17 protein-coding genes and 1 tRNA gene are annotated in these 18,397 nt (G+C 67.6%); 5 read left to right on the top strand and 13 right to left on the bottom strand.

From position 1 onward, the window contains the following. Positions 1 to 16: 16 nt before the first annotated feature. The 3 genes from A5648_RS07130 to A5648_RS07120 are packed head-to-tail and all read right to left on the bottom strand — an operon-like array spanning position 17 to position 4,166. Positions 17 to 2,383 (bottom strand): AAA family ATPase, encoded by a 2,367-nt coding sequence (locus A5648_RS07130; protein WP_234787339.1) that lies wholly within the window; start codon positions 2,381 to 2,383, stop codon positions 17 to 19. Positions 2,384 to 2,424: 41 nt separating this feature from the next. Next, on the bottom strand, positions 2,425 to 3,114 hold the full coding sequence (locus tag A5648_RS07125) for a type 1 glutamine amidotransferase domain-containing protein (protein ID WP_065023870.1): 690 nt from the start codon (positions 3,112 to 3,114) through the stop codon (positions 2,425 to 2,427). Between the two features lie 56 nt (positions 3,115 to 3,170). Continuing rightward, complete coding sequence (locus tag A5648_RS07120; protein ID WP_207511613.1) at positions 3,171 to 4,166, bottom strand: oxygenase MpaB family protein; 996 nt, start codon at positions 4,164 to 4,166, stop codon at positions 3,171 to 3,173. Between the two features lie 267 nt (positions 4,167 to 4,433). On the opposite strand from A5648_RS07120, the gene A5648_RS07115 reads away from it, so the two are divergent. After that, a complete protein-coding gene (locus A5648_RS07115) occupies positions 4,434 to 5,567 on the top strand; it encodes a TIGR03857 family LLM class F420-dependent oxidoreductase (protein WP_065023868.1) in 1,134 nt (377 codons plus the stop codon). A 70-nt stretch (positions 5,568 to 5,637) separates the two neighbouring features. Here the strand turns inward: A5648_RS07115 and A5648_RS07110 are convergent, their stop codons facing one another. Then, positions 5,638 to 7,002 carry an ATP-binding protein gene (locus A5648_RS07110; RefSeq protein WP_065023867.1) on the bottom strand — a complete coding sequence of 455 codons (1,365 nt, stop codon included), beginning with the start codon at positions 7,000 to 7,002 and terminating at the stop codon, positions 5,638 to 5,640. A 230-nt stretch (positions 7,003 to 7,232) separates the two neighbouring features. Then, positions 7,233 to 7,604 (bottom strand): hypothetical protein, encoded by a 372-nt coding sequence (locus A5648_RS23670; RefSeq protein ID WP_131810532.1) that lies wholly within the window; start codon positions 7,602 to 7,604, stop codon positions 7,233 to 7,235. A gap of 619 nt (positions 7,605 to 8,223) precedes the next feature. Here A5648_RS23670 and A5648_RS07105 point away from each other — a divergent pair. Further along, the gene (locus tag A5648_RS07105; RefSeq protein ID WP_234787337.1) at positions 8,224 to 8,898 is read left to right on the top strand and encodes a hypothetical protein; all 675 of its coding nucleotides are present in this window, start codon (positions 8,224 to 8,226) and stop codon (positions 8,896 to 8,898) included. Between the two features lie 164 nt (positions 8,899 to 9,062). On the opposite strand, the gene A5648_RS07100 is transcribed toward A5648_RS07105, so the two are convergent. Continuing rightward, positions 9,063 to 9,136, bottom strand: a tRNA-Pro gene (locus A5648_RS07100). A 158-nt stretch (positions 9,137 to 9,294) separates the two neighbouring features. On the opposite strand from A5648_RS07100, the gene A5648_RS07095 reads away from it, so the two are divergent. Then, the gene (locus A5648_RS07095; protein ID WP_065023866.1) at positions 9,295 to 10,971 is read left to right on the top strand and encodes a patatin-like phospholipase family protein; all 1,677 of its coding nucleotides are present in this window, start codon (positions 9,295 to 9,297) and stop codon (positions 10,969 to 10,971) included. 5 nt (positions 10,972 to 10,976) lie between these two features. Here the strand turns inward: A5648_RS07095 and A5648_RS07090 are convergent, their stop codons facing one another. Further along, a complete protein-coding gene (locus A5648_RS07090; protein WP_082966359.1) occupies positions 10,977 to 11,759 on the bottom strand; it encodes a sulfite exporter TauE/SafE family protein in 783 nt (260 codons plus the stop codon). A 61-nt stretch (positions 11,760 to 11,820) separates the two neighbouring features. Here A5648_RS07090 and A5648_RS07085 point away from each other — a divergent pair, with 61 nt between their 5' ends. Next, positions 11,821 to 12,255 carry a hypothetical protein gene (locus A5648_RS07085; protein WP_131810531.1) on the top strand — a complete coding sequence of 145 codons (435 nt, stop codon included), beginning with the start codon at positions 11,821 to 11,823 and terminating at the stop codon, positions 12,253 to 12,255. Between the two features lie 6 nt (positions 12,256 to 12,261). Here A5648_RS07085 and der read toward each other — a convergent pair whose 3' ends face one another. From der to A5648_RS07055, 6 genes are read right to left on the bottom strand one after another with little or no spacing between them, the layout of a single operon-like run. Next, positions 12,262 to 13,674, bottom strand: coding sequence for a ribosome biogenesis GTPase Der (der, locus tag A5648_RS07080; protein ID WP_065023864.1), 1,413 nt, complete (start codon positions 13,672 to 13,674; stop codon positions 12,262 to 12,264). Then, a complete protein-coding gene (cmk, locus tag A5648_RS07075) occupies positions 13,671 to 14,342 on the bottom strand; it encodes a (d)CMP kinase (RefSeq protein ID WP_065023885.1) in 672 nt (223 codons plus the stop codon). Before cmk ends, der begins: the two co-directional genes overlap by 4 nt. 17 nt (positions 14,343 to 14,359) lie before the next feature. Next, entirely contained in the window at positions 14,360 to 15,109 is a 750-nt protein-coding gene (locus tag A5648_RS07070; protein WP_065023863.1) for a pseudouridine synthase, read from the bottom strand. Then, positions 15,109 to 15,837 carry an SMC-Scp complex subunit ScpB gene (gene scpB / locus A5648_RS07065; RefSeq protein WP_082966358.1) on the bottom strand — a complete coding sequence of 243 codons (729 nt, stop codon included), beginning with the start codon at positions 15,835 to 15,837 and terminating at the stop codon, positions 15,109 to 15,111. Before scpB ends, A5648_RS07070 begins: the two co-directional genes overlap by 1 nt. A gap of 14 nt (positions 15,838 to 15,851) precedes the next feature. Further along, positions 15,852 to 16,673 (bottom strand): segregation/condensation protein A, encoded by an 822-nt coding sequence (locus tag A5648_RS07060; protein WP_065023862.1) that lies wholly within the window; start codon positions 16,671 to 16,673, stop codon positions 15,852 to 15,854. Beyond that, entirely contained in the window at positions 16,670 to 17,527 is an 858-nt protein-coding gene (locus tag A5648_RS07055) for a ParA family protein (protein ID WP_065023861.1), read from the bottom strand. Before A5648_RS07055 ends, A5648_RS07060 begins: the two co-directional genes overlap by 4 nt. Before the next feature lie 113 nt (positions 17,528 to 17,640). Between A5648_RS07055 and A5648_RS07050 the strand changes: the two genes are divergently transcribed. Further along, on the top strand, positions 17,641 to 18,393 hold the full coding sequence (locus A5648_RS07050; protein ID WP_065023860.1) for an O-methyltransferase: 753 nt from the start codon (positions 17,641 to 17,643) through the stop codon (positions 18,391 to 18,393). The last annotated feature ends 4 nt before the right edge of the window (positions 18,394 to 18,397 follow it).

Below are 18,397 nucleotides of genomic sequence, written 5' to 3'. Positions count from 1 at the left end.
GGCTTAACCCTCCAGGTCACCGGGTCGCGAGCCAGCCGAAGAATTCGTCGACGGTGAATACCGGTTTGCCGTATTCCTGGGCCTTGCGGGCCTTTCCGGACTGAGTGCCGGCTTCTGCGATGACCAGCACCTCGCACCGCGTCTTGGTCACCGAGCGCACCGGCGCCAGTCCGGCCGAGGCGGCCAGGCGCTCCATCTCGTCGCGATCCATCACCCGGCCTTGGCCGTCGACGGCGGTGCCGGTGAAACAGATACGCGCACCGGGAACCAGCACCGCGCCGATGTCGCTGTTCAGCGGTGACGTCGGAGCCAGCTCGGCGGGCAGGTCACCGGCGCCCAGCGCCTCCAACGCGCCGCGTAACCGCGCGAGCACCTCGTCCGGTAACCGAGTCCGTGATGCCGCCAGCAACAGTTGGTCGGCGGCCGACCGGCGGGCGGCGTGTTCCCAGCTTGTCTCCCCCGCCACCGGTACCTCGCCTGCCGCGGTGGTGCCCAGCAGAATAGCGCCGAGGCCGCGGCTGATCCGCAGCAACGCCGACAGGGCCGGAAGGTGCTCTGCGGTCGGCGTTTCGGCGTCATGGTCGCGGCTGACCAGGGTTCCCGACAGTGCCTCGGTCTCGTCGGGTTCCTCGAACGGCGACGAGCCGGTCTCCGGGTCGACAGCACCGAGATTGTCGAGCGCGGACCGGGCCCGCTGCAAAGCCGTTGGGGCGGAAGCGGTTGCGCCCGGCACGTCGATGCCCAGCGGCATGGGAACGACGTGACCCAGCCGTTTCAGTTCGAAGTCGATCAACCCCAGCGTCTCGTCGATCTTCGCTCCCACCGGCGTGCAGCCGGCCAGCATCGGCTCGATCACTGCCCAGGCCTCCCGCAATGTGGGCGCCAGCAGCACATCCGCCACCCCGATCCGGTAGGCCTGTCGGGCGTCGGCCAGGTCGCGTTGCGGATTGATCAGCGTCGACACCGCGGTACCGTCGTCGAACGCCACCGCCAGTTCCACCGGACGCGGTCGCGACATCCGGCCCTCATCGCCGACGGTGAGCAGACCGATCGCACAGAAGCGGCGAGACCGGTCGCTGGTGGACGAGGCGCGTAGGAACCGGGCGATTCGGCGGTCCACCTTCAGATCCTTCGGCAGCACAGGGCGTTTCAGCACCAGACCCGCCAACGAGGTGCACCGGCTCAGGGCCACGTAGAGCTGACCGGTGGAAAACATCCCGCCGGACAGGTCCACCACCAGGCGGTCCAAGGTCTGGCCCTGACTCTTGTGAATCGTGATCGCCCAGGCCAGCTTGAACGGCAACTGGGTGAACGTGCCAACCACCTCTCGGCGCAGACTTCCACCCTCGACCACCGGACGGGTTGCCTCCCAGGTGAACGGGGCGACCTCGGCGATGTCACCGTCAGGGAATTCGACTTCGACGACCGCCCCGTGACGGTCATATCCCACGCCCACCACGCGTCCGATCGAGCCGTTCACCCAGCGCTCCGACTGATCGTTGTTGAGCATCATCACCTGCGCGCCGACCTTGAACCGCAAGTCGTCGTCAAGTGGCTTGTCGAACAGGGCCAGGTCGCCGGATTCGGTGGCGCGGTGCAGCATTTCCTCGCCGGGTAACCGTTCGAGCTGCTGCCTGTTTCGCGCCGTCACCAGCCTGTTGGTCGGCGCCAAGGTCAACCAGAATTCGTCGTCCGGGGGTACGAAGTCGCGGTCCACCCGGGCGTCGAGGTGCGCCCTCGCGTGACCGAGTAGTACACCTTCACGAATCTCGTTGAGAATCGCGGTCATCCGATCATCTCCGAGCTGACGGAACACCGTCGTCAGCGAGACGCTCGGGAAGTCGTCACGACTGAAGGCGTTCGCCGAAAAGAAGTACGGGGTGTCATAGGTCGTCGAAAAGTAGTGCTGCTCACCCTCGGTGACCACCGGCGGCAACTGGTACAGGTCGCCGACCAACACGACCTGCACGCCACCGAACGCGGTTCCGGGTTCCGGGCCGAACCGCTGTAACGCCGCCGCGATCATGTCGAACACGTCGGCGCGCACCATGGACGCCTCGTCGATGATCAGCGTCTGCAGCTTGCCGAGCGTTTTGGCGAAACGTCCGGGCCGGTAATCCCCACCGCTGACATCGGACAGCGTGGTGGTGGGCCGGAATCCGAACAGGCGGTGGATGGTGTGGCCGTCGACGTTGAGGGCAGCGATCCCCGTCGGCGCGACGACCACGACGTTGCGGTCGGTGTCGGCCATGAAGTGGCGGATGAGCGTCGACTTACCGGTGCCGGCCTTACCTGTCAGGAACAGGTTTCGGCCCGCTGCGAGCAGTCCCAATGCGTCCCGGAACTCGTCGGTCAACACCACCGTGTTGCGCGCTGCCGCCACGGTCGCACCCTACCGACATTGCGGTCCGGCGGGTGACCGGCTCAGCCGCCGAGCACCGAGACGACCTTTTTGGCCGTGGCCTTGGCCGACCCGGGATTCTGGCCCGTCACCAACCGTCCGTCGACGACGACGTGGGAGACAAACGGAAGTAGGCCCTTGCCGTACCGGGCGCCGCGCTTCTTGATCTCCGCTTCGACGTTGTAGGGCACCAGCTTGTCGACTCGGGCCACGACCTCCTCCGTCCAGGAGAACCCGGTGAGCCTGCGATCGGCGACCAGCAGGGATCCGTCCGACAGTGTGGTGTTGAGCAGGCCGCAGTAGCCGTGACAGACCGAGGACACGACTCCCCCGCGCTCAAAGATCTCCCGGGTGATGCGTTGCAGGCCTTCGCTGTCGGGGAAGTCGAACATGACCGCGTGGCCGCCGGTGAAGTAGATCGCGTCATAGTCCGCCGAGTCGATTTCATCGGGTGAGGCGGTGTCGGCCAGCAGCGCCATCTTCGCGTCGTCGGCCTTCCACGCTTTGGCGCTCTTGTTGTAGTTCGGAAACTTCAGGGACCGCGGCTCCAGTGGTGAGGGTCCGCCTTTCGGGCTGGCGATCGTCTGGCCGTAACCGGCGTCGGCGAAGACGTCGTAGGCGTGCGTCAGCTCCGAGAGCCACAGCCCGGTCGGCTCGGACGGATCCTCGTAGTGGGCGACGTTGGAGACGACGTTGAGGATGCGCTTGGTCATCTTCCAAGGATTCCGCGCAATGCCCGATGACGCCAGGGGCAATGCCAGCTGGCGATTCAGCCGACTTTCGGGCAGTAGAAGTGCGGGCTGTCGCGGTACTCGACCGGCGGCAGGTTGCGCGCCGGGGTCTGCACCAGCGGTGCGTCCACCGGAAGGCGGCCCGAGGCGCGGTCGAGCGCCGAACGCTTGCGCGGATGCATCAGCGCACGCTTGGGGCCGTACTTCGAGGCGAACGTGATCACCTTGCAGAGGTAGCCGTGCACCCGCTCCTGGCGGGCCGACCAGGTGTAGCCCATGAGTTCACGCACCGGCGGGTCGTAGAGTGCCACCGTCATGAACGTCAGGAAGCGCTGCATGACCTTGAGGTTCAGCGCCCACAACCAATCCGGAATCCACTCCAGGGAGGGGTGTTTGGGCATCGTCGATAAGTCCATGACCTCACGGGCCGCCCAGGTGTTCTCCAAGACGTTGCGGCACATGTGATCCCAGTACTCCTGGAAGTCTTCCCAGGTTTTGGGCACCGGGCGCATGCTCATCCCGTACATGCGATACCAGGTGATGTGCTCGTCGAAGAGTTGTCGCTTGTCGTCCTCGCTCAGTCCGCCGGCGAATTTCTCGGCGGCCAGCAGGGTGGACTTGAAGAACGTCGCGTGCGCCCAGTAGAAGACGTCGGGGTTCAGCGCGCTGTAGCGGCGTCCCTGGTCGTCGACGCCGTTGAGGCCGATGTGGTAGTCGCGGACCTCGGCGCCGGTCTGCGGGGCGCGGTAGCCGTCGAACACCACGCCGCCGATCGGGTAGATCGAGCGCATCAGCCGCGGGATGCGCTCCATGAAGAAGATCGAGTGATCTTTGACCGCGGCGCCCAGCTGCGGGTGCATGTTCTGCATCGAGCCCGCCCAGGTCCCCTGGAACCGCCCCGTCCATTGACCGAAGTATTTCCAGGTCAGCGAGTCCGGACCGAGCGGAACCGGGGGCGCGTCGTAGCCACCGCTGCTCACGGGACAGCCCGACGCCATCTCCGCATCGCTGGCCGCCGGGCAGCTATCCGACATTTCTTGAGTCACGAGGGCGCACTCCCAGTCACTGTTAGAGGTTTGGACAACATGCGTTGTCAATATGGGCCAGCTTAGGAGCACTCGGGGTTGGGCGTCAACGGCGGGGCGGGCAGTGCAAGGGCATCCGGCTCTACGGCAACAACAACGGACTGCTCGGCGCCACCGGCAATCGAGCCAACGGCGCGAAAGCGTCATCGACAACGGTCGCCAAGTCTGTTTATATAACGCTACTCACCGTAGTGTAATTGCATTGGGAGGCCCGTGATGAAGCGCGTTGCACCGCAGGTCGCCGACCATTCGACCGCGGGGAACGCCGACGTTCAATTGAACGAACTGGGCTACTACGCGGTGACCAGGCACCCCGCCGACGCTCGCGTGGTCCTGCCCGAAGCCCGGGCGGCCGAGGCGCTCGGCCTGGGCTCCTGCCACATCGGCGAACGCTTCACCGTTAAAGACCCGGCGGTTCTCAGCGGCGCCGTGGCGGGGTGCAGCTCCAAGTTGGGGATCGCCCCGTCGACCAATCACCACACCCGGCACCCCACCGTGACCGCGACCGTGGGCTCAACAATGCACGCGCTGACCGAGGGCCGCTTCGCCATGGCGTTCGGCCGCGGAATGGCCGGGTATTGGCCGGCGATCGGCCTGCCGGTGGTGACCGCGGCGCGGCTGCGTGACTTCTTCGGGATCCTGCGCCGGCTCTGGGCGGGCGAGATGATCCTCAACCACGACGGCCCGGCCGGGAAGTGGCCGATGCTGCGCCACGCGAACGGCTTGGCCGACGGCCCACCGATCGGCCTGGTGGGCGTCGGCCCCAAAACGATGGAACTTGCCGGTGAGATCGCCGATTTCGTTGTGCTCCACACCTTCTTCTCCGACGAGGCGACAACGGCATCGATCGCAGCCGTGCGGCGCGGAGCCGAACGCGCGGGCCGCGATCCGGACAGCATCCGTATCTGGGCTTGCCTGGCGACGGTGTGCGACTCGTTGTCGCCGGACGATCAACTGCGCCGTGGAGTCGGCCGACTGGCGACCTATTTGCAGGCCTATCCCGATGTGCTGGTCTCCGCCAACGGCTGGGATCGCGTCGTGTGGGAGCAGATCCGCCAGTCCGACCTGTTTACCGATGCCGCCACCGCCGGGCCCATCGATGCCAGTGCCTCGTTTGAAACGTTGCAACGGCTCGCCGACCTCGTTCCCGCCGAATGGTTGACCTCGGTGGCATCAGGATCGGCTCGGGACTGCGCGAGCACCATCGCCCGGCAGTTCCAGCTGGGGGTGCACTCCGTCATCATGCATGGGGCGAGTCCGCAGGAGCTCGAGCCCGTCGTACAGGCCTACCGGGCGAACCGACCGACGCTACGCAGAGCCGTCGCGGCGAACCCGGGCAAATTCGCCTGAGGCTTCGCGGGTTCGACGAGGGTAAGGCATCGACCACTCTGCCGATGCTGCAGCGGGCTTCACCGAGGCGCTATAGGTAGTGCCCCACTGCCGGCTCGGCTCGATACCTACCGCTGCCGACCTCAGCTAGCAGCGCGGCGGTGGAGATTTCGCCGTCGTCCGGAGTAGAAAGTACCGCCCGCCGCACGATCTCACGCAGATCACTGCCGCTCGTCATTTCGGGCAACCGGGCCACCACGGCAGCCGTGTCCACGCCAGCCCGACCGGGTAGGCCAGCGATCAGCGCGGAGAGAATGCGGCCCGCCGCCGCGCGGTCGGGGTAGGCCACCTCGACAATCGAGTCGAATCGGCCGGTGCGGATGGCGGCGGCATCGAGCGTCTGCGCATCGTTTGTCGACGCGAGAGTCAGGATGCGGGCATCCGGGTCAACGTCCATGGCCATAAGCAACTCAGAGAGGCCACCGGAGCCGCCAGTGCGGCGGTCGCGGCACCACAAGTCCACGTCTTCGAGAATCATCAACACCGGGCCGCCCAAATGCTGCGCTTCTTCAACGACCGCGGTCAACAGTTCCGCGCCGGCCCGCGCCTCCACGTAAATGACCGTGAAGACTCCGACGAGCTCGTTGGCGATCACCGCCGAAACCGCCGACTTCCCGGTGCCGGGCGGGCCGACCAGAAGGACGCCACGGCGCGCGCCGAGACCGTGGCGGTTCAAAAGCTCGTGTCGGTCCCGCACCGCGGTGACCCCGAGATCGATTTCGTACCACACTGATTCGTCGACTACCACCGTCTCGCGGGTGAGCGAGTCAGGAAGTTCAATTACCTGCAGCCGCAGGCCGTGGTCCAAGCTCGCCCGGCACGCCTTCCCGCGGTATGGGTGGAGCGCATTACCCCGTTCCATCAGCCGGTCCAGCACAGCGCGGGCACCTGCCTGGTGCTCACGGGCGACGAAGGCCGTGACTTCGGGGGAATTGAGGGCGCTCGCGCGGGTGACAATCCTGACTACGCAAGGAGTACCGGGCAGCAAGGTTCCGGCGGGGAAGGCCGCCCGCAGGTGCTGCGGGTGGTGATATGTGTGATCGCCGATCTCGGTCTGTGTCCAGGCGGGCGCATCGGCGTACTCGCCCGGACCCAGTTCCACTACGTCAGCGTGCTCGTCGATCAGCTCCGCGACGGCGAGAGCGACGGTTACGCGAGTCACCCCATTGAGCTCACGGTCCTCGTCGATGACGGCGCCGTAACCCCGCACGCCAAGGCACCGGGTGGTGAAGCGTTCCGCGTTCTCATTTTTCGGCGGTCGATCGGCGACGCCGACGAGCAACTCGCCGAGCGCGCGCAGCGCCCTGTCCGCGGGACTCGGTAGATCGTCCAGCCAGCCGGTCACGTCGGTGATCGGCTGGCGCGCGGTGATCGGTGATTCGTTGCCTTTAGTCATCGCTTCTGGGGTCGTCGGGGCGGAGGCAAGTCCTACAGACTCGCACTCGGTCGCATGCTGGGCAACCGGTTTTATCTGAGGGTAGGACCAGCCACCGACACTCGGCGTTCCCCGCGGCGTGCGAACCCAGGCCTGGCCCCCAAAAGCATGGCTTCCGAGGTACTGAAGGGTGACCTTGCCGCGGCGCTTGTGGATTCTGTGCGGGTGGCTGCGCTCCTAGATCCTTTTAGTCAGGGGCTTGGAATGCCTGCCGGCGGTTCCCCTTTCACCGCTCCGTCGCATCCGCCGACCGGGGCGGGAGCTCCGTTCAGAAGACACTCCGGCGTCGATCCCCACCCACTGCCGGACAACTGATGCCAATAAGTGCCGTCGGCGTAGTGCTCACCATCGCAGAAGCCGACGATGAAGCCGCCCATGCCGCCCGCGCAGCTGTGGTGCATCGGGTCGGGGAAATGCGGATCTGACCAGGGGGCAGCGGGCTCGGCATGGCTCGGTGGTGCCACCAGCAGCGCGAGCGCCGCCAGCGCGGCAGTGACAGTGTCTCCCTGGCGGTGGAGTCGCCCCTTGCCGTCCAGGCCGCGGGCTAATCGGCGCTTCGTCATCGTGGCTTCTTACAGGCTGCCGGGTGTCCCTTCCGGAACTTTGGGACCGTTCGGCATCCAGTTACACGGCATCCAGTGTTGCCAGGCCTGGAGGGCGCACTGCTGCTCCGGTGTGAGCGGACCTGGGCCAGCGCAAGGCGGCAATCCTGGCCCGTCGCATGTCGGTGCGGGATCGGCGTGCGCGGACGGCGCGACAATCAGTGCACCGGCGGCGACGACGAGGCCCCCGAGCGCTAAGGCGACTCGTTGCATGTCAGCTCCTTCCTAACTGAAGCGGCACCGTCGGTAACGTCGGCGGTCATCGAGCCCGCAGCAGAGACAGGTGTGAGTCGTCGGTTTTTACTCTTTCGTTCAGGAAACTACGCCGCAGTTCCGACAACCGTGACGGTTATCGCTGGACATCTCTGCCGTTCACCCCTAGCCCCGGGCGCCGACGCGCGTCGTCGTTCATCGCCCTCGATCGCCCTCCAAGGGACCTTCCCTATGCAGCGACGAATCGCGGCTTCCAGTTCCAGTTCGGCGATGTCACCCGCCCGGTGGTAGTCACCGCCGTGTCCATTCGCAGCGCACGCGGAGACGGGCCGGCCATCTCCACCTACGCCGGAGCATCATGAAGGCCATGGCAGACGGGACGGCGCGGACCAACTTTGATCACAGTGCGTGCTACCGCGACGGTCTGCACCCACCCACCAAGGCGGGTCGCCAACAGTGCCGCACCAGCGGACCGGCGAGTCGCGTGGGCACCGAGACCAATCGGCCGACTGCGGATGCGTCACCGCCGGCAGCACTGCGAGATGAGGTCGCCGCCGCCGAGGTTCGCCAAAGACGTGCGGCCGCCGCCGAGCGGTATCGGCCCGAGACGGTTCGACTTCTGCTCGTCGCCCAGGCGCCACCGGCTGCCGACGACCGCTACTTCTACTTCCCCGACGTGGCGACGCAGGACACACTCTTTCGGTCGGTGGCTCGGATCATCCTGCCGCACACCGCGCCTACCCGTTCCAACAAGGCGTCCCTGCTGGAGCAGCTCCGTGACCGCGGTGTCTTCCTGATCGACCTCAAGCCTGATCCCGTCGACGGGACCGTGCTGTCGCCGTACGTGCCGGAGCTGCTGGCCCGGATCGCCGAGCTGGCACCCGAACGCATCATCCTGATCAAGGCCGACGTGTACGACGAGGCATATCCCGCGCTGGCGCGCGCTGGTCTCCCCGTCAGCAGCGTCCGTGTCCCGTTCCCCGCGTTCGGGCAGCAAAGCGCGTTCAAAGCCGCGTTTAGTCGGGCACTGGCTGGCGAGTGACGGCCCGTCGCGCACTCGCGATACCGGATCTCCGGCCGAGCTGACCGCGACCGGCCTAACTAGGGAGGAACCGCGCTCGGTGTCGTCCAGGACCAATCGGCGCGACCCCATTCGCGTCTGCCTGGTCATCGGCACTGTCGGCCGTTTGACCTGCGAAAACTCTGTCGGGCTGACAGGATTTGAACCTGCGACCACTTGACCCCCAGTCAAGTGCGCTACCAAACTGCGCCACAGCCCGCCACCGCCGGACAAGCCGGGCAGCAGGTCGAAAGCCTACCGCAAGCAACCGGGCGCCCCGAACCCGCGTGAGGGCATCGGCCACCGGAGGAGAAACGCGTAGGCTCGCCGCGAGCCTGTCCCCCTCCGGCAGCGCCCCAACCCCAGGAACCGCGACTGATGCAGATCCCCTTTGTCGAAGCCTTGCTCGGCATGGTCGATCGCCGCCCGGACCCGATGCACATCCCCGGGACCACCGAAGACTCCGTGACCGACGACGTCGTCGACGCCGTCGACATCGGCGATACCCTGCTGCTCCTGGAGAAGATGGAGAACCGGCTGGTCCGGCACACCTTGCGCCATCCAGACGTGCTGAGCAGCGAACAGCTGCGGCGGCTGCGCTACCTGCTCAATTTCGCCCGGCTCGAAGACTTCGAGCCCGGCGCGGCGGGCCCGGGCGGCACTCGGGGCCGCGGCGACGTCTCCGTCGGCGCGGAGCTGGCCCCGTGGCGAGCCAAGGTGGCCGATGCGCTGTACGGCCCGCTGCGCGAGGAACGCGACCCGGTGATCGCACTGACCGCGGCCCGCGATGCGCTGGGCGGCCTCGCCGCCGGCCAGGACGAGCAGCGCAGCCTGCTGATCGAGCACCACGGCAAAGACTTCTCCCAAGCCGAGCTCGACGCCGAGGTGGGCCACAAGAAGCTGGTCACCGTCCTCGGCGGCGGCGGGGGCGCGGGCTTCGTCTATATCGGCGGCATGAATGCGCTGTTGGAGGCCGGACCGGTCCCTGACTACCTGATCGGCTCGTCGTTCGGTTCGATCCTGGGATCGGTGGTCAGCCGCGCACTGCCGATCCCCATCGAGGAATACGTCGCATGGGCCAAGACGGTGTCGTTCCGCGCCATCCTGGGGCCCGAGCGGCTGCGCCGCCGCCACGGCCTGACCGGCGTGTTCTCGCTGAACTTCGACCAGTTCGCCGACGCCATGTTCCGCCGCGAGGACGGCGAGCCGATGCGGATGTCGGATCTGGCCATCCCCTTCGATGCGGTGGTGGCCGGGGTGCGCCGCCAGCCCTTCGCGGCCCTGCCGGCGCGGTATCGCAATCAGCGACTCGCCGCCCTGCAGCTGCGGTCTTTCCCCCATCTTCCGATCGGGCTCGGCCCGCAGGTAGCGGCCCGACTGTGGCGGACGGCCGCCTTCATCGACCCGCGGGTGGTGAAACCGCTCATCATCAGTGGCGATAATCCGGACTACGACGTCAACGTCGTCGACGCGGCGTCGTTCTCGTCGGCGATCCCCGGGGTGCTGCACCATGAGACCAAGGACCCGGCCATGCAACCGCTGTTCGACGCGCTGCTGGCCGACAACGACGTCGGGGCGCTGGTGGACGGCGGTGCGGCCAGCAACGTTCCGGTCGAGCTGGCCTGGAAGCGGGTGCGCGACGGCCGGCTGGGCACCCGCAACGCTTGTTACTTGGCCTTCGACTGCTTCCATCCGCAGTGGGATCCGCGCAACCTGTGGCTGGTGCCGATCACCCAGGCCATCCAGTTGCAGATGGTGCGCAACGCCCCCTACGCCGACCATCTGGTCCGGTTCTCCCCGACGCTGTCGCCGGTGAACCTGGCGCCCTCGGCGGCCACCATCGAGCGGGCCTGCCAGTGGGGGCGCAAGAGCGTCCAACGCGCGATCCCGGTGATCTCGGCACTGTTGGAGCCCATCTGGTGGGAAGGCGAGAAGCCCGCGGTGGCGCCCGCCGCGGCGGTGCACCAGCAGGCCGCGCCGATGAGCACCGTCATGTCCGCGCTCCGCACACCGCGGAGCCGCTGGGAGCGGTGGCGCAACCGCGACGCGATCTGATCCGCTCAGACCGCCATCAGCCGATACAGCCCGATCAGTCCGACCACGATGATCACCGCCCGCAGGGCATTCGGTGACAGCCGGCGCCCGTAGTGCCCGCCCAGATATCCCCCGATCAATGAGCCGACCGCGATCAAACCGGCTGCAGGCCAACTGATCCGGTCGAACGCGGTGAGGATGTAGGCCAGTGCGGCGACGACGTTGACCAACAGCGTCAGCAGCACCTTCGCCGCGTTCATCCGCTGCATCGACTCGGGCAGCAGCACCCCCATCACGCCGATCAGCAGAATGCCCTGTGCGGCAGAGAAATAGCCGCCGTAGACCGCGACCGCAAACGTCCCGATCGTCAGCGCCGCCAACCGGCCGCGGCTCAGCTGCTCCACCGATCGGCCGGCCTCCTGCGCGCGGCGCTGGGCCACGTTCTGGATCTTCGGGCCGACCACCACCAAGACCAGCGCCGCGATCAGCAGCACCGGAACCACCCGGTTGAACACGCTTTCGGGCAGGTGCAACAACAAATAGGCGCCGCAGATCGCACCGATCACCGACCCGGGGATCTGCCAGCGCAGCCGATCCCACTGCCCGCGCAGTTCCCGACGGTAGGCCCAGGTGCCCGATACCCCGCCGGCCACCAACCCGATCGAGTTGGAGATCGTCGCGGTCAACGGCGGGAACCCCAGCGTCACCAGTGTCGGGAAGGTGATCAGTGTCCCGGAGCCGACCAGGGAGTTGATCGCCCCCGCCCCCACCCCGGCCAGCATGATCAACACCATCTGCGAGACCGACACCCGCAGCACCCTACGCTGATCGTGCGAAGGATTTCGGGCAGCCGCGGTGGAAGGTGAGGCGATGACGCGCAGGTGGGGAAAGCTGGCCGCCGGTGCGGCCTGCGGGATGCTGGTCGCTATCGGGGCGACGCCGGCGGCCCAAGCCGAGCCGGAGGTGCCGTCGGGCCAGTACGCTTTCAGCGCCCAGCACGGGCCGTCGCAGCGGTCGGCAACCTGGACGTTCACCCCATGCGGGCCGACCTGCACCACCGTCGACGGGGAACGCTGGCTGCAGAACGCGGACTTTCATCTCAACGGTGGCCGCTGGGAGTACAGCGGCCGGGGCAGTATGGACTGCCCGGTGGATCACACTCCCCTGCCGGTGTCGAAAACCGTCAGCTTCGATGCGGTGACCCTCGCCGGCCAATGGACCACCGCCACGCTGGAGCAGTGCGGTCGAGGGCCGGCCGGCGGCGTGGTCGGGCAGTGGGATTTCCAGCTCACCAAGACCGGATGATCCCCGTCAGCGAGAACGCTTGGCGCCCCGCTTCTCTCGCACCCGTACGTTGACCCGGATCGGGCTGCCCTCGAACCCGAAGGTCTCCCGCAGCCGTCGTTCCAGGAACCGGCGGTAACCGGCCTCCAAGAACCCTGAGGTGAACAACACGAATGTCGGCGGACGCGCGGTGGCCTGAGTGGCGAACAGGATCCGCGGCGCGCGGCCGCCCCGCGCCGGCGGCGGTGTCGCCGCGACCACTTCCTTGAGCCAGGTGTTGAGCTGTCCGGTCGAGATCCGGGTGTCCCAGGACGCCAGCGCGGTCTCTAACGCCGGCACCAGCTTCTGCACGGCCCGACCGGTTTTCGCCGAGATGTTCACCCGCGGCGCCCACGCCAGCCGGGCCATGTCCCGGTCGATCTCCTTGTCCAGCAGGTAACGGCGATCCTCGTCGACCAGGTCCCACTTGTTGTAGGCCAGCACCACCGCCCGGCCGGCCTCGACCACCATCGAGATCACCCGCTGGTCCTGCTCGGTCAGCGGCAACGACGAATCGACCAGCACGATCACCACTTCGGCGGCGTCGATGGCGCCGTGGGTGCGTACCGAGGCGTAGAACTCGTGTCCGCTGGCCTGCCCCACCTTGCGGCGCAACCCGGCGGTATCGACGAAACGCCAGATCTTGCCGTCCATTTCGATCAGCGAGTCGACCGGGTCGACGGTGGTTCCGGCGACATCGTGCACCACTGAGCGCTCGTCGCCGGCCAGCCGGTTCAGCAGCGAACTCTTGCCGACGTTGGGCTTGCCCACCAGCGCCACCCGGCGCGGGCCACCCCCGCCGCCGGCGGTCTCGGCGACCTCGGGCAGCTTGGCGATCACCTCGTCGAGCAGGTCGGCGACGCCGCGCCCGTGCAGGGCGCTGACCGCGTACGGTTCGCCCAGCCCCAGCGACCACAGTGCCGCCGCGTCGGCCTCGCCGCGCTCACCGTCAACCTTGTTGGCGGCCAAGAACACCGGCTTGCCGGAGCGCCGCAGGATCCTCGCGGCGGCCTCGTCGCCGGCGGTGGCGCCCACCACCGAATCCACCACCAGGATCACCGCGTCGGCGGTGCGCATCGCCACCGCGGCCTGCTCGGCCACCAACTGCTGCAAGCCTTTGGCATCGGGTTCCCAGCCGCCGGTGTCCTGCACCACGAAGCGGCGCCCGGTCCACAGCGCGTCGTAGGACACCCGGTCGCGGGTCACCCCGGGCAGGTCCTGCACCACCGCCTCGCGCCGGCCCAGGATGCGGTTGACCAGCGTCGACTTGCCGACGTTCGGCCGGCCCACCACGGCCACCACCGGCGGAGGGCCGGCGTCCTCGACGAGATCGTCGAAGCCCCCGTCTTCGCCGATCTCCCAGTCGCTTTCGTCGGACCAGGTGCCGTCGGATTCACTCATCGGATCGCCCCGCAGCGCTGCTCGACCAATTCCCGCAGGTGGTCGACCACCTGCGCCTGCGTCATCTCCCCGGTGTCGACGATCACCGCATCCTCGGCGGGCCGCAGCGGCGACACCGCCCGGGTCGAATCCAGTTCATCGCGACGAAGCACGTCGGCCAGTACGGCCGCATAGTCATCGCCGAGCCCGGCCGCCACGTTCTGGTCGTTGCGTCGCCGGGCCCGCGTCTCGGCGGAGGCGGTGAGGAAGATCTTGACGTCGGCGTCGGGCAGCACCACGGTGCCGATGTCACGGCCTTCGACCACCACACCGCCGGCTTCGCCGGCCAACTGCCGTTGCAGGTCGACCAGCCGGGAGCGCACCGCGGGAATTGCCGAGACTCCCGAGACCGCCCGCGTCACCTCGTCACCGCGAATCTCACGCGAAACGTCTTCTCCACCAAGGTAAGCGCGGTCACCATCGGGGTGAGAGTCCACCGCGACCTCGACGCCGTCGGCAACCCGGGAAACCCCTTCGGTGTCGTCCAGGGCGACCCCGGAGCGCAACACCGCCAGCGTGACGACGCGGTACATCGCACCGGTGTCCAGGTAGCTTTCCCCCAGTGCTCGCGCCAATCCGCGTGACACCGAGGACTTTCCGGTTCCGGCCGGGCCGTCGATGGCCACCACGACGCCGCTGCCCGTGCTCACAGTCCGACCGCCTTGTACAGTTCGCCGATCTCTTTGCGGCCCAATTTCCGGATGGTGCCGGGCCGCTGCTCCCCCAGCGCAACCGCACCGATATCGGTGCGCACCAACTCCTGTACCGGGAATCCGACGGCCGCCAGCATCCGGCGGACGATGCGTTTGCGGCCCTCGTGCAGGGTCACCCGCACCAGTGTCTTGCCGGGAACGGCGTCGACCACCGCGAAGTCGTCGACCTTCGCCGGCCCGTCGTCGAGTTCGACCCCTTCGCGCAGTTTCTTGCCGAGCCCGCGCGGCACCGTCCCGAGCACGGTGGCCACATAGGTTTTGGGGATTTCGTAGGACGGGTGCATCAGCCGGTGCGCCAGCTCGCCGTCGTTGGTCAGCAACATCAGTCCCTCGGTGTCGGCGTCGAGCCGCCCGACGTGAAACAGCTTGGCATCACCGCGAACCCGGTGCTCGACGTAGTCACCGATGCACGGCCTGCCGCGGTCGTCCGACATCGTCGAATGCACGCCGCGCGGCTTGTTCAGCGCCAGGTACACCCGGGTGTCGTCGACGGTCACCCGCGCCCCGTCGACCCGGATCACCGCCGCGCCCGGATCCACTCGGGTACCGAGCTCGGTCACGATCTGGCCGTCCACCTCGACCCGGCCGTCGCGGATCATCTTCTCGGCGACCCGGCGCGAGGCGACACCGGCCTGCGACAGGACTTTCTGCAGGCGCACACCTTCTTCATCAGGCCAGGCCATCAGTCGTGGTCCACATCGAAAGTCAGCGGCTGATCAGCCGCCGGCGCACCGCCGAGCTTCATGAAACGCGGTTCACTGTCCAAAGTTTCGCTCAGATCGTCGATCACGTCGACGTCGGGCAGCAGCGGCGCGATGTCGGGCAGGTCGGACAGCGAGGACAGGCCCAGCCGCTCCAAGAACAGCTCGGTGGTCGCGAACGTCACCGCGCCGGTGTCGGCGTCCGCGCCGGCTTCGGTGATCAGGCCGCGGGCCAACAGCGTCCGCATCACCGCGTCCACATTGACGCCGCGCACCGCACTGACCCGGGCCCGCGTCACCGGTTGCCGGTAGGCGACCACCGCCAGCGTCTCCAGGGCGGCGCGGGTCAGTTTGGATCGGGCGCCGTCGAGCAGCAGGCGCTCCACGTACGGGGCGAATCGGGCGCGGGTGTAAAGCCGCCAGCCGCCGCCGGCCTCGCGCAGGTCGATGCCGCTGTCACGTTCGGCGAGCTCGTCGGCCATCGCCCGCAGCTTGTCGGTGATCCGGTACACCGGCTGTTCGGTGGCGGCCGCCAACGACTCGACGGTCACCGGGGTGTCCACCACCAGCAGCAAGGCCTCGAGCACCGCGCCCAGCTCGGAGTCCTCGAGTTCGGGTGCCAGCGCGACATCGATCCCCAGGTCCGAGCCGGCGGGACCGGCAGGTTCGGACGGCTCCGAGATCTCGGGTTCGGGCAGGTGGTCAGTCATCAATTCGTCTCGCACTACTCGGCCGATTCTGCTTTCACCAGGTCTTCATTGGTCGGACGCTCACCGGTCCACGACACCTGGAGCACACCAAGTGGTTCTGACTGCTCGAATGCTACCGCCCGCGCCCGATACAGTTCGAGCAGCGCCAGGAAGCGGCCGACGATTTCGATCGGCGCCCGGCAGTCGGCCACCAGTTCGGCGAATGACGCCCACTGACCGGTGCCGCGTGCCTCCAGCAGTCTCAGCAGCACTCCCGCCTGCTCGGGCACCGACACCATCACCTGATGCAGGTGCTCGGTTCCCACCGTGGGGACCGGCCGCGGTGTGAAGGCGGCCGCCGCGATCTGGGCGAACGACTCGGCGTCGACGCCCAGCATCACCTCGGGCAGCAGGTTGGCGAAGCCGTCCTCCAGCGACACCGCGCGCGGATAGCTGCGCAGCGCGGCGGCTTCGAGCTCGGCGAACATCTGCGCGACGTGCTTGAACGCCCGGTACTGCAGCAGCCGCGCGAACAGCAGGTCACGGACCTCCAGCAGGGCCAGGTCCTCTTCGTCGTCGACCTGGCCGGCGGGCAGCAGCCGGGCCGCCTTGAGGTCGAGCAGGGTGGCCGCGATGACCAGAAACGCCGTCGTCTCCTCCAGGCCCAGCTGCGGGCCGACGTCGCGGGTGTAGGCAATGAAATCATCGGTGACCTGGTGCAACGCCACCTCGGTGACGTCCAGGCGGTGGGCGAAGATCAGCTGCAGCAGCAGGTCAAACGGACCCTCGAAGTTGGTCAGTCGAACGCGAAAACCGCTGGCAGCCGTTTCGGTGTCGGTCTCGGTGTCGGTACTCACGCGCCGAATCGGTCGATGACTTCGCGGGCCAGCGCGCGGTAAGCCAGCGCACCGCTGGATTTCGGGGCCCAGCTGGTGATGGGCTCGCCCGCGACGGTGGTCTCGGGAAAACGGACGGTGCGGGTGATCACCGTGTCGAACACCAGGTCGCCGAAGCGCTCCACCACCCGCGCCATCACCTCGCGGGAGTTGACCGTGCGCGGGTCATAGCGGGTCAGCAGGATGCCGCTGATCTCCAGTTTCGGATTCAGCCGGTCGCGGACCTTCTCGACGGTGTCGGTCAGCAACGCCAGGCCGCGCAGCGAGAAGTACTCGCATTCGGTCGGGATCACCACCCCATCGGCACAGGCGAGGCCGTTGACGGTGAGCAGTCCCAGCGACGGCTGGCAGTCCACCAGCAGGTAGTCGTAGCGGTCGAGCACCGGACGCAGCGCACGGGCCAGCGAATGCTCCCGGCCCACCTCGTTGACGAGCTGGATCTCGGCCGCCGACAGATCGATATTGGAGGGCACCAGGTCCAGGTTCTCGACGCGGGTCTGCATCAGCACGTCGTCGATGTCGACCCGCGGCTCCACCAGCAGGTTGTGGACGGTGTGCGCCAGTTCGTAGTGCGGCACGCCGAGCCCGGCCGACAGCGCGCCCTGCGGGTCCAAATCGACCAGCAGTACCTTGCGGCCGTATTCGGCCAGCGCCGCGCCGAGATTGATGGTCGAGGTGGTCTTGCCGACGCCGCCCTTCTGGTTGCACATCGCGATGACCTTGGCGGGGCCGTGTGTCGAGCGGGGCTGCGGCTCGGGGATGTTCCGCGGTGGACGCCCGGTCAAGCCGACGGCGGAGCTGTCGTCGTCGCTCATGGCCGGTACGGCGAGGTGGTGGCGGACATCCGCAGAAGTCTAACGGGTGACCGGCGCCCATACCTGCTACATGAGCAGTCCTCAGGCGTGCCGATCGCCATAGGATCGCACTCATGAGCCTCAAACGACGCATCCCCTTCCTGCGGTGGTCGTTCCTGCGGATGGCGACCGGTGCCCGCAACATCACCACGACCGGCCAGATCGGCGACGGCCGCGAAGCTGCCGCCGTGGACTACGTGCTGTCGAAGGCCCGGCCCGGCGACATCGACGACGTGCTGGCCCGCATCGACGAGTTCGCCTACGAGAAGTCGCTGCTGATCAATGTCGGCGACGAGAAGGGCGGCCTGCTCGATGCCGCGGTGCAGCGGGTCAACCCCGCACTGGCCCTGGAGCTGGGCACCTACTGCGGCTACAGCGCCCTCCGCATCGCGCGCGCCGCACCGGCGGCCCGGATCTATTCGATCGAGCTGGCCGAGGCCAACGCCGACAACGCCCGCCAGATCTGGGCGCACGCCGGGGTCGCCGACCGGATCACCTGTGTGGTGGGCACCCTCGGCGACGGCGGGCGCACCCTGGATGCCTTGACCGCACGGCACGGCTTCACCGCCGGTGCGTTGGATTTCTTGTTCCTCGACCACGACAAGGACGCCTACCTGCCGGACCTGCAGAGCATTCTGGACCGGGGCTGGCTGCACCCGGGCTCGGTGGTGGTCGCCGACAACGTCAAAGTGCCGGGCGCGCCGCGCTACCGCGAATACATGCGGGCCCAGCAGGGGTCGCACTGGGACACCACCGAGCACAAGACGCATGTCGAGTATCAGCGTCTGCTGCACGATCTGGTGCTGGAGTCGACGTATCTGGGGTAAGGCG

Source organism: Mycolicibacter sinensis (assembly GCF_001673565.1).
GTDB classification, from domain to species: Bacteria; Actinomycetota; Actinomycetes; order Mycobacteriales; family Mycobacteriaceae; genus Mycobacterium; species Mycobacterium sinense_C.
This window is presented reverse-complemented; position numbering and strand designations above follow the sequence as displayed.

Excerpts from the sequence above, each read along its gene's own strand:
- A5648_RS07115 (WP_065023868.1), top strand. The coding sequence starts at position 4,434 with ATGAAGCGCGTTGCACCGCAGGTCGCCGACCATTCGACCGCGGGGAAC.
- A5648_RS07085 (WP_131810531.1), top strand. The coding sequence starts at position 11,821 with ATGACGCGCAGGTGGGGAAAGCTGGCCGCCGGTGCGGCCTGCGGGATG.
- A5648_RS07105 (WP_234787337.1), top strand. The coding sequence starts at position 8,224 with ATGGCAGACGGGACGGCGCGGACCAACTTTGATCACAGTGCGTGCTAC.
- scpB (WP_082966358.1), bottom strand. The coding sequence starts at position 15,837 with ATGACTGACCACCTGCCCGAACCCGAGATCTCGGAGCCGTCCGAACCT.
- A5648_RS07050 (WP_065023860.1), top strand. The coding sequence starts at position 17,641 with ATGAGCCTCAAACGACGCATCCCCTTCCTGCGGTGGTCGTTCCTGCGG.
- A5648_RS07055 (WP_065023861.1), bottom strand. The coding sequence starts at position 17,527 with ATGAGCGACGACGACAGCTCCGCCGTCGGCTTGACCGGGCGTCCACCG.
- der (WP_065023864.1), bottom strand. The coding sequence starts at position 13,674 with ATGAGTGAATCCGACGGCACCTGGTCCGACGAAAGCGACTGGGAGATC.
- A5648_RS07110 (WP_065023867.1), bottom strand. The coding sequence starts at position 7,002 with ATGACTAAAGGCAACGAATCACCGATCACCGCGCGCCAGCCGATCACC.
- A5648_RS07095 (WP_065023866.1), top strand. The coding sequence starts at position 9,295 with ATGCAGATCCCCTTTGTCGAAGCCTTGCTCGGCATGGTCGATCGCCGC.
- A5648_RS07120 (WP_207511613.1), bottom strand. The coding sequence starts at position 4,166 with ATGTCGGATAGCTGCCCGGCGGCCAGCGATGCGGAGATGGCGTCGGGC.
- A5648_RS23670 (WP_131810532.1), bottom strand. The coding sequence starts at position 7,604 with ATGACGAAGCGCCGATTAGCCCGCGGCCTGGACGGCAAGGGGCGACTC.
- A5648_RS07070 (WP_065023863.1), bottom strand. The coding sequence starts at position 15,109 with ATGGCCTGGCCTGATGAAGAAGGTGTGCGCCTGCAGAAAGTCCTGTCG.
- A5648_RS07125 (WP_065023870.1), bottom strand. The coding sequence starts at position 3,114 with ATGACCAAGCGCATCCTCAACGTCGTCTCCAACGTCGCCCACTACGAG.